Annotated in this window: 4 protein-coding genes; 1 reads left to right on the top strand and 3 read right to left on the bottom strand. The window is 68.3% G+C overall.

What is annotated here, in order from left to right; all coding sequences use genetic code 11:
* Positions 1 to 7: 7 nt before the first annotated feature.
* On the bottom strand, positions 8 to 6,175 hold the full coding sequence (locus HG262_RS22030) for an autotransporter outer membrane beta-barrel domain-containing protein (RefSeq protein WP_169273055.1): 6,168 nt from the start codon (positions 6,173 to 6,175) through the stop codon (positions 8 to 10).
* 171 nt (positions 6,176 to 6,346) lie between these two features.
* Here HG262_RS22030 and HG262_RS22035 point away from each other — a divergent pair, with 171 nt between their 5' ends.
* Positions 6,347 to 7,123 carry a fused MFS/spermidine synthase gene (locus HG262_RS22035; protein ID WP_169273056.1) on the top strand — a complete coding sequence of 259 codons (777 nt, stop codon included), beginning with the start codon at positions 6,347 to 6,349 and terminating at the stop codon, positions 7,121 to 7,123.
* A 36-nt stretch (positions 7,124 to 7,159) separates the two neighbouring features.
* On the opposite strand, the gene HG262_RS22040 is transcribed toward HG262_RS22035, so the two are convergent.
* Together HG262_RS22040 and HG262_RS22045 are read right to left on the bottom strand one after the other, a co-directional pair.
* Positions 7,160 to 9,430, bottom strand: coding sequence for an FdhF/YdeP family oxidoreductase (locus tag HG262_RS22040; protein WP_169273060.1), 2,271 nt, complete (start codon positions 9,428 to 9,430; stop codon positions 7,160 to 7,162).
* Positions 9,424 to 10,298 (bottom strand): chloride channel protein (locus HG262_RS22045; protein WP_169273057.1); only part of this gene is annotated, 875 nt, incomplete at its 5' end. The genes HG262_RS22040 and HG262_RS22045, both read right to left, overlap by 7 nt.

Below are 10,298 nucleotides of genomic sequence, written 5' to 3' on the forward strand. Positions count from 1 at the left end.
CGCGCGATCAGAAGCGGTAGGCGGCGCGCAGCGTCAGCGACTGGTCGCGGTATTGCCCGTTGCCGCGCAGCGCGTATTCCGTTTTCAGCTCCATGCCCTTGGGCGTGACGTATTCCAGGCCGGCGGACAGGTTGCCGTAGGTCTTCGGCATGCCCGACTTCAACGAGAACGGCGTCGTGTTGAACCCGCTTAACTGCAGGGTCGTTACGACGTCGCCACCGCTGAGGAAGCTCATCCCGGCCGCCGCGTACGAACGCAGGGTCGCCCCGTTGTCCAGGTCTTTGCGCCCACCGATCTCGACCATGGGCGAGACCATGACTGACGTGGTGTCGTTGCCGCGGACTTTCAGGTTGAATACGCTGGGGCCTTGTTCGCGATAGCCGTCCTGGCGGATATGGTTCACGTCGACATCCACATAAGGCCGCAGGTACCACGACGGCTGGCTGAATTCGTAGGCCGTGCGCAGCCGGGCGGCCAGGAACGACGACTCGGGCTTGCTTTTGGCGACGCCGTCCAGCGTGCCGCGCGACATCCTGCTTTTCTCGACGCCGCCATGCACTGCGACGGCGATCTGCCAGGGCGCGTTGTTGTACTTCAGGGCCAGGCCGCCCGCGAAGGTGTCGCTGTTGGCCGACAGGTCGGATGACGACGAGGTCTTGCCATAGGCATAGCTCAGCGATCCGCCCAGGAACCAGTTGGTGACGATTTCGCGCTGTGCGCCGATCGTAAGCGCGGTCTGGCGGATGCGATAACCCTGGTCGTTCGAGGTGCCTTCTCGCGTCGTCCAGTTCGTGTCCAGGCGCGACCATACGCAATCGCCCTCGCGCAGAATCGTGCTTTCGCCGACAAATCCCGGGCAGCTCATCATGCGGTTCATCGACGCGTAGGACGCATGCATCTGATTCGACGCGCGCGCAAACTGCCCATCGTGCGCGACGCCGTTCAGCGCATCCCGGTATTGCTGCGGGGTCTGAACGCCGGTGAATTTGTCGAACAGCGAGGCGCTGCCTTTGCTGCCCTGGTTCCACAGTCCTTGCAGCGCGTTCGCGATGCTCGCGCGGTCCGCGCTGAGGGGCAGCGCGGAAGGCGTGAAGTCGGCGTCGACGGAAATGAGCGGGTCGCGAAGACCGCCGGCGCCGTTGTTCTTGATCGCGTACTGGAACAGCGGACTGTCGCTGGCCAAGGCCGGGACGCTGGTCTGCGCCGCATCGAAATGGCCGATCCCCAGCCAGACGTTCTTCACGGGATTGCGCAGTACCGGATTGACGGTGCCCGCGAAGGTCGACGCGCCCGACACGGAGATGAAATCGCTGTTGTGGCCGCCGAAATCCAGGTCAGGCCGGTAGGTGCCCGTGTGGTTCAGCGAGCCCGTGATCCGTGTCGCCATAAACGTGCCCGGCCCGCCAGGATTCAGCGTGCCTGCGTTGTTCAGGTCGCCTTGGAACCGGGCGCCGCTGTACAGGTTGGCGCCGGTATGGTTGTTGAAAGTGCTGCCGCCGCCCATCGATACGTCGCCGGCCACGGTCCCGTTGTTGTCGGCGACCGTCAGCCCGGACGTGTCGATCGCGGTCTTGGCCTGGATGGTGCCGGCATTGGTGATGCGGGTGGTGGCCAACGGCGCGATAGCAAGAATGGCGGTTCCGGATGCCTTGTCCGCGCTTACCAGGGCGCTTGGGCCGACGTTGACGGTAATGGTCCGGCCTCCGCCGTTGGCGCCGTTGCTGACGGCGACGATGGCGGGCGAACCGGCGCCGGTGGCGACGACGTACGCGGCCTGGCCGATATTGATGGCTATCGGCCCCCCGTATGTCAGGGCGTTGTCCGGGGTGTCGTACTGGTACAGCGTGCCGTCCTTGAAGACACCGCCGCCGCCCACGCTCATCGCCAGGATCGCGGGCGCGTTCGCGCCGGTGGTCTGGAGGGTTCCCCCCGTGCCGATGGACACCGTGACCGGGCCGCCATTGCCGGTGCCGCCGGTCAGCCCGGCGCTTTGGATGAGGCTTGTCGTGTAGCGCGCGGCGGACTGATCGCCCGTCAGGCCGCCGCCGCCACCCACGCTCTGCGCCAGGATGCCGGCGGCGCCGTTGCCGCTTGTGGCGATCGTGCCTTCGATCGACAGGTTGACGGCGTTGCCATCGCCCTCTTCGGAGGAAGATGCCACGGGCTTTAATGTCGTCATGCCCGGTTGGGTGGACAGCCCCGCGATGCCACCGCCACCGCCGACGCTTTGCGCCACGATGCCGTGCGAATTCGTGCCGGACGTGGAAATGCTGCCGCCCACGTCTTGCGTCACAGTGACCGTGCCCGCGGCGCCGCGCATCGGCGAGTTCGCCCCGAAGGTGATGTTCGCGGCATTCGCCGCAGGCTGCACGCCATTGTCGAGGGTGAGAAACCCTCCGCCGCCGCCAATGCTTTGCGCCAGCACCCCGAAGGACAGCGCGCCGTCGGTGGCGATGCTGCCGCCCGAGTTGGCGACGGTGACATCGCCGCCATTGCCGGTGGCCGTCGTGAAAGCCGGGCCGATGGCGTCGATGGCGATGCTGCCTAGCTGGATGTCGACGCTGCCGAGCGACGCGCTGGACGACACCGCGGCCAGCCCTCCGCCGCCGCCCACGCTTTGCGCCAGGATCCCCGGCGAGAACACCCCTTGCGTCACGATACGGCCGGCGTTGTTGCCGACGTTCACGGTGCCGCCGGGCACCAGGGAAAAGTTGGCTCCCCCGAAGCCGTTCGTCAGGTATCCGCCGCCCAGCGTGATGGCCGCCGAGGCGGTTTGCGGCATGGCGGCCAGGCTGGCATTGCGCAGCAAGAGCGTGCCGATCCCGCCGCCTCCGCCGACGCTTTGCGCGATGATCCCGGCGGATCCGCCGGCGCTGGTCGCAAGCGTGCCGCCGTGGATGACGTTAACGGCGCCGCCCATGCTCAGCTGGGCGCCCTGGCCCTGATCGCCCGCCACGCCCAGCGCCATCGTCGACGTGGTCTGGCTCCACAGGAACAGCGGTTGGTCGACCACCGATATGCCGCCGCCTCCGCCCACGCTCTGGGCAACGATGCCGGGCGCCTGGTAGCCCTGCGTGACGATACGGCTGGTCGAGGCGCTGGCGTCGACCGTGACCACGCCGCCCGCGCCGCTGGCGCCGTCCGTGCCGCCGTTGCGGACATTGATCAGCGATCCCAGCGCAGAGCCGCCCTTGGTGCCCAGGAGGTTGATGATGCGGGTGATCTTGTCGAGGATCTCGGGGCCGGCGCCGCCAGCCCCGGCGGACACCACCGCCTGCAGGTCCTGGCCGCTGGCCGCGCTGCGGCCGCCGCCGCCGCCGATGCTTTGCGCCACGATGCCGGCCGACCCATTGCCTTGCGTGAAGATCGAGCCTGTGTTTACGACGAGGGCGGGATCGGAGGCCGTGCCGCCTCCCGAGCCTGCCGCGCCGCCGCTGCCGCCGGTCTGATGGGTGATGCTGGTTTGCGGCAGGGCGACGGTGAACACGTTCTGCGCGCCCGATTCGGCGGCCTTGATCAGCGCGTCAATGCTGGAGAGCAGCGTGGAGGCCCCCGCCGAGTCGATCATGCCGGCATTACCCCCGCCACCGCCGACGCTTTGCGCAAGAATGGCCGGCGCGTGATCGCCTTGGGTCGAGATGACGCCGTCATTGCGCACATTGAAGGGGCTTGCCGACGTGCCGTCGCCGCCGTTGCCGCCGGTCGTGACCCCGACGGACAGGCTGACGGCCTTGCTGATCGCTATTTGCGGACCGCTTTCCAGCCAGCTGACGGCCTTGTCCAGCAGGCCGGCCAGATTGGCGGGCGAACCCAGGATGTCGTTGAAGGAGTTGGCATCATGCGCCTGGACGATCCCGCCGTTGCCGCCGCCGCCGCCGATGCTCTGCGCCACCATCCCGGCAGAACCCGCGCCCCAGGTGGCGATGGTGCCCGAATCGGAGTTGGCCACTTGCACGCGGCCGCCATTGCCGCCCTTGCCGCCTTGCGCGCCGTGGCGGACGGTCAATTGCAGGTCGATCAGCGAATTGCCGATGGTCGGCGTCTTGATCGGCGCCAGGACGCCGCCGCCGTTGCCGCCGCCACCGCCAACGCTTTGCGCGACGACACCGTGGCTTTGCGCGGCAGCCGTGCTGATGGCTCCGTCGTTCGTGATGATCGCCATGCCGCCGTCGCCGGCCCCTTGCCCCATGCCGCCATTCGAAATCGCCAGCGCGACCGTGCCGCTGGGGTTGTCGCCTAATGGCGGCGCGATCGTGATGGCGCGGGAGTTCGCCAGCCCGCCGTTGCCGCCACCGCCGCCGATGCTCTGCGCCAGGACGCCGTGGCTTTGCGCACCCAGCGTCGTGATCGTCCCGGGGGTTGCCTGCGTGAACGAGACGGTGCCGGCGGCGCCGCCGCTGCCGCCTTTGCCGCCGGTCGCCACCGTCACGTTCAGCCCGACACCCACGCCGACCGCGTTGGCCGATCCGCCGCTGCCGCCGCCTCCACCGATGCTCTGAAGGACGACGCCCGACGCGTTGCCGGCGCGGGTCAGGATCTTGCCCTGCGATGAAAACTGGACCAGGCCGCCGTTGCCGGCCGCGCCGCCGGTGCCGCCGATGGCGACGGCCGCAATGACGCCGGTGGCGTTGGCGTCGCCGCCGAGGCCACCGCCGCCGCCGATGCTCTGCAGAATCACGGCTGCGCTGTTGTCGCCCGACGTGTCGATGGCGCCAGTGTTCGTCATGGCCACGCCGCCGCCCGAGCCGCCCGTTCCCCCATGGCCGCCGCCCACGCCGATGATCCCGTTGCTGGATGCCGCCATGCCGCCGCCGCCGCCCGCGCTGTTGGCGATGACGGCTGCGGCGTCGTTGCCGAAGGTACTGATGGCCCCTGCGTTGGTGATGGTGATCGCCTGGCCGGCGCCGGCGCCCGCGCCGCCGTTGCCCCCCGGTCCGAAGGCGCCGCTCGCGCCACCGGGCCCGCCCTCGCCGCCCAGCACGCTGGTCACGATGCCTTTTGCACCGACGGTGCCGATCGAGCCTGTGGTGATCGTTCCGGTATGGGTGATGGTGATGGCGCCAGGCGTGCCGCCCGCGGCGCCGTTGTGCCCGCCTGCCCACGATCCGTCGCCGCCGTTGCCCCCATTGCCGCCTTGCGTCAGCGCGTAGATGCCGATGCCGCGGTTGCCGGTCGTGCTGATCAAGCCGCCGTTAGAGATATTGACCTGGCCGGCATTGCCGCCCGCCCCGGCTTGCGTATTGACGTCGTTCTGGGTCGACGCATTGCCGCCGATGGAGCGCGCGATCACGCCATACACGCCATCGCCCTGGCCGATGACCGATGAACCCGCCGACGATACGAACGTGATGGTCGACGCATCCCCACCCCGTCCGGCATTGACGTGCCCGCCGAAGTCGCCGCTGCGCGCGCCCGTGCCGCCGTTGCCGCCGGACGAGATCAGGCCGACGGCCGCGCTGACGTCATCCGGTCCGGGGCCGCGCGCGGTGACCGACGTGCCCTGCAACGTCACGTATGCCTCGCCTGCGCTGCCGCCGTGGCCGGCGTTGTCCGCGCCGCCAAAGCCGCCGACGATTCCGCTGTCCGACCCCCCGCCGCCCCACGATTGAACGGCGACGCCGAAGCCTGTACCCGTGACGGTGACGTTGTTCAGTGTGACGCCGGCCCGGTGCCCGTCGCCGCCGATGCCGTAGCCACCATTTGGCCCGTCGGCATTCCCCCACAGGCCGCCGCCGCCGCCCGCCGAGTACAGGTCGATGCCGCGGCCGGTGGCGGTGACAGAGCTGGTCGCCAGGGTGTAGTCGATGATCCGTCCGCCGCCGCCGTTGCCGCCCCAGTGGTTGGGATTCGCGTCCCGGCCATCGCCGCCCCGTCCGCCGCTGACATCGATGAGGATGCCGGTCTGGCCGGGGGCGGTCGCGTTGATGCGCTGATTGCTGTCCTGGTGGACGAAATCCGACGGCGCCCATTGGCCGTCGTGGCCGTTGTTGGGGTAGTCCCCGCTTGAACAGCAAGTGCCGTCCGCGCCCCGATTGACATACGACAGCGGCTCCGACTGCGCATAGGCGGGCCGGCCGAACACGTAAAGCGTCGAGATGCCGGCCTGCAACAGGACGGCAAGCCAGGGGAATCGCAGGCGGATGCGGCCCGGGTTCGGAAGATCTTGCGTGGACATGGATAGCGGCGCGTCGACGGGGGATAGCGGCAGAGTAGAAATGCCGCGGCCTGCCGGACAAGGCCAAGATGACGAATCAACCATGCCGCCTGACGAGTAGCCATCGACGGTCTGATGAGGGGGCGCGCGGCGGGTGGTATCTTGTGCCTGTTTTCTCTACCCGCCCTGCCCATGTCCGACACTTCGCATTCCGCCCACTCGCCGCCATCCGATGAGCCGGCGGCCATCCACCGGCCTTTCGTCCAGAACAACGGCACCCGCCGCACGCTGCATTTCACGCAGAAAGAAATCCAGAGCAGCATGTCCGTGCTCAATCCCGACGCGCTGGAGCTCGAATACACGCGGATGATGATGGGCTTCGTGCTGTTCAATCCCGAGCCCGCCCGTATCCTGATGGTGGGCCTGGGCGGAGGGTCCCTGCCGAAGTTCTGCTACCGCCACTTGCCGCGGACGGCGATCGAAGTGGTCGAGATCGATCCCGCCGTCATCGCCTTGCGGGACGCCTTCATGGTGCCGCGGGACGACGCGCGCTTCTCGGTGATCCAGGCCGACGCGGCGGAGCATCTGCGCGGGCTATCGGAGCACGCCGACGTGATTTTCCTGGACGGCTTCGGCGTGGGCGGCATTCCCGATGCGCTCTGTTCCGAGGCGTTCTACGCCGATTGCCACCGCGCACTGCGCGATGACGGCATCCTGGTCATCAATTTCCACGTCAATCATCCGATGCATCACGACTACCTGGCCCGCGTGCGCGCCGCCTTCGGGTCAGCCATGTTCGAAGTGGTGGACGACGACATGACCAACAGCATCGTCTTCGCCTGCAAGGGCGACCTGCTGAACGACCCGGCCGCGGCGGAGCTCACGCGGCCCGCGTCCATCGGGAAGGACGCGTGGCGGCAATTGATGCCGACCCTGCGGGTGATCGGGGCGACCCTGGAGCTGCGCTAAGCGGCCCGCCCGCCTGGTCAGGGCATCGGCGAACGACTACGCGGCCTTTCTGATCACGACCGGGATCGACTTGTAGCTGGGCGTGCCGCTTTGCTTGTCCTGATAGTCCAGCGGGCAAAGGTTGTTGGCCTCGGGGTAGTAGGCGCCGACCGAGCCCGGTGCGATGTCGTAGGCGATAGCGGTCAGCCTCAGGCTGCGGTGCGATTCGCCCGGCAGGCCGGTGCTGATGTCGACCGCGTCGCCGTGCTCCAGGCCGTGCCGCGCAAGGTCGGCGGCATTCATGAACAACACGTCGCGCCGGCCGAACACGCCGCGGTAGCGGTCGTCCAGCCCGTAGATGGTGGTGTTGTACTGGTCATGGCTGCGCAGCGTCGTCAGTTTGAGGCTGCCCGATTCGACGGCGCCGGGGTCTTCCTGCAAGCCCTTGAAGGGCAGGAATTCGGCTTTGCCCGATTTTGTCTTCCAGATGCGCTCGGTGGGCGGCAACGGCAGGCGGAAGCCGCCTGGCTTCAGGATGCGTTCGTTATAGCCGCGGAAATCCGGGTAGACCTTTTCGATCAGGTCGCGGATGCGCCCGTAGTCTTCGATCAGGTCATGCCATGGGACGCGCGTGTGGGGCAGCGTGGCGGCGGCCATGCCCGCGATGATGGCGGGCTCCGAGCGCAGGTGTTCGGAGGCCGGCGCCAGCTTGCCGCGCGAGGCGTGCACCATGGACATGGAGTCTTCCACCGTGACGGACTGGGCGCCGGTGGCCTGAACGTCGCTTTCGGTGCGGCCCAGCACCGGCAGGATGATCGCGTCGCGCCCGATCATCAGGTGCGACCGGTTCAGCTTGGTGTTCATGTGCACCGCCAGTTCCAGCCGGCGCATGCCGGCTTCGCACTGCTCGGTGTCTGACAGGGCCATCGCCAGGTTGCCGCCCAGGCAGATCAGCACGCGGGTGTAGCCGCTGACCATCGCTTTCATGGCGTCGACGGCATCGTGCCCGTGGCGTTCGGGTGGGCGGAAGCCGAAGGTCTTCTCGATGTTGTCGAACATCACCGGATCGATCTTCTCGGTGATGCCGACGGTCCGGTTGCCTTGCACGTTGGAGTGCCCGCGCAGGGGGCAGATGCCGGCGCCGGGCCGGCCGAAGTTGCCGCGCATCAGCAGCAGCGCGGCGATCTGCTGCACGTTCTGCGTGCCGCGCGCGTGCTGGGTGATGCCCATGCCATAGGTCACGATGGCGGCCTTGGATTTGGCATAGGCGGCGGCGACCGCCTCAAGGTCGGCCTGCGTCAGGCCGCTGGCCTGCTCGATGTCGGCCCAGGCGGTGTTGTCCAGGTCTTCGGCATAGGCGTCGAAGCCGTTCGTGTGTTCGGCGATGAATGCGTGGTCGATCGCGCCGGGCGCGCGGCGGTCGGCCGCCAGCAGCGCTTTCATGATGCCCTTGAGCGCGGCCGCGTCGCCGCCGACCTTCACCTGGTAGTAGGTGGACGCGATGCGCGTGGACCCCAGGGTGCCCATTTCAACGGGGTTTTGCGGATCGGCGAAGCGTTCAAGTGCGCGTTCGCGCAAGGGGTTGAACACGATGATGGGCACGCCGCGGCGCGCGCATTCGTGCAGGGTGCCCATCATGCGCGGATGGTTGGTGCCGGGGTTGTGGCCCATCGAGATGATCAGGTCGCAAACGTCGAAGTCGTCCAGCGACACGGTGCCTTTGCCGATGCCGATCGTCTGCGGCAGCCCGACGCTCGTGGCCTCGTGGCACATGTTCGAGCAGTCCGGGAAGTTGTTGGTGCCGAATTCGCGCGCGTACAGGCTGAACAGGAAGGCGGCTTCGTTCGAGGCGCGGCCCGAGGTGTAGAACTCGACCATGTCGGGTTCAGGCACGCTGGCCATGGCACGGCCGATGCGCGCGAATGCGGCGTCCCATTCGATGGGCTGGTAGGTGTCGCTGGCGGCGTCGTAGATCAGCGGGTGCGTCAGGCGGCCAGCGTCTTCCAGGTCATGGTCCGACCAGGTCTGCAACTCGGTCACCGTATGCGCGGCGAAGAATTCCGGCGTGACGCGCTTCTTGGTGGCTTCCCACGTGACCGCTTTCGCGCCGTTCTCGCAGAATTGGAAGGTGGACGTGTGGGCCTTGTCGGGCCATGCGCAGCCCGGGCAGTCGAAGCCGTCGGGCTTGTTGGTGCGCAACAGCAGCACGGGCGCTTCGGCCAGGCGCATCTGGTCGGCCACCGCCTGGGCGGTCGCCTTGAGCGCGCCCCAGCCGCCTGCGGGCGCGTCGTAACGATGGATACCGGTCAGGTTGCGTGATTTCATGATTCATCTCTTAAGGGGTGCGGCGCATCGTCCCCCGGGGCGGCCGCCGGGGATCGGGCGGCGCGGGACGATAAAAAATGGTGCGCTGCCGTAGAGCCTGCCACAGCCAGGATGATCGGCACCAGAAAACCCTGATCGACACGCGTGAATTCGGCAATCAGCACGATGGCCGTCAATGGCATGCTCATGGAGGACGCCAGGAACGCCGCGGCGCCCACGACGGCGTAGGCGCCGAGCGGCGCGCCCGGCCAGGCCAGGCTCCATAGCCCGCCCAGGACGACGGCCAGCAGCGCGCCGATGGCGATGCCCGGCGTCAGCAGGCCGCCCGAGGCCCCGGCGCGCAGCGAGCCGCTGGTGATGGCGACTTTCAGCACCAGCAGCGTGGCCGCCATCCCGATGGTCAGTTCATTGCTGAAGCCCAATTGGGCAGCGCCCTTGCCGTTGCCCAGCAGCGCCGGCAGCGCGATGGCCAGCCAGCCGATGAGGGTGAAGTTGATCAGCGCCGCGACGGGTAGTTGCCAGCCGCGCGCGGCATGGCGGCGGGCGGCCGACGTCAGCCGGACGAAGCCATAGGCCGCAAGGCCGAATACCGGGCCCGCCAGCACCGACCAAGCGATCAGCCCCGCGTTGACCGTCATGGCGGGCAGGGCGTACTGGATCTCGTCGCCCAGGCCGATCCAGGCGACGACGGCGCCAATGCAGCTGGCAGCCAGGGCGGCCGTGGCTGCGGGCCAGGCGGTAGTGCCGAGCAACACTTCCAGCACGAAGAGCGCGGCGCCCAGCGGCACGTTGTAGACGGCGGCCAGGCCCGCGCCCGCGCCGCACGCCACGATCAGGCGATGCTGGTCAGGCGGCAGGCGCAGCCACGCTG

The organism is Achromobacter sp. Bel (genome assembly GCF_012928505.1).
Taxonomy (GTDB): Bacteria; Pseudomonadota; Gammaproteobacteria; order Burkholderiales; family Burkholderiaceae_B; genus Achromobacter.

Bases quoted from the DNA above. Each gene is read 5' to 3' on its own strand.
- HG262_RS22030 (WP_169273055.1), bottom strand. From the start codon at position 6,175: ATGTCCACGCAAGATCTTCCGAACCCGGGCCGCATCCGCCTGCGATTC.
- HG262_RS22035 (WP_169273056.1), top strand. From the start codon at position 6,347: ATGTCCGACACTTCGCATTCCGCCCACTCGCCGCCATCCGATGAGCCG.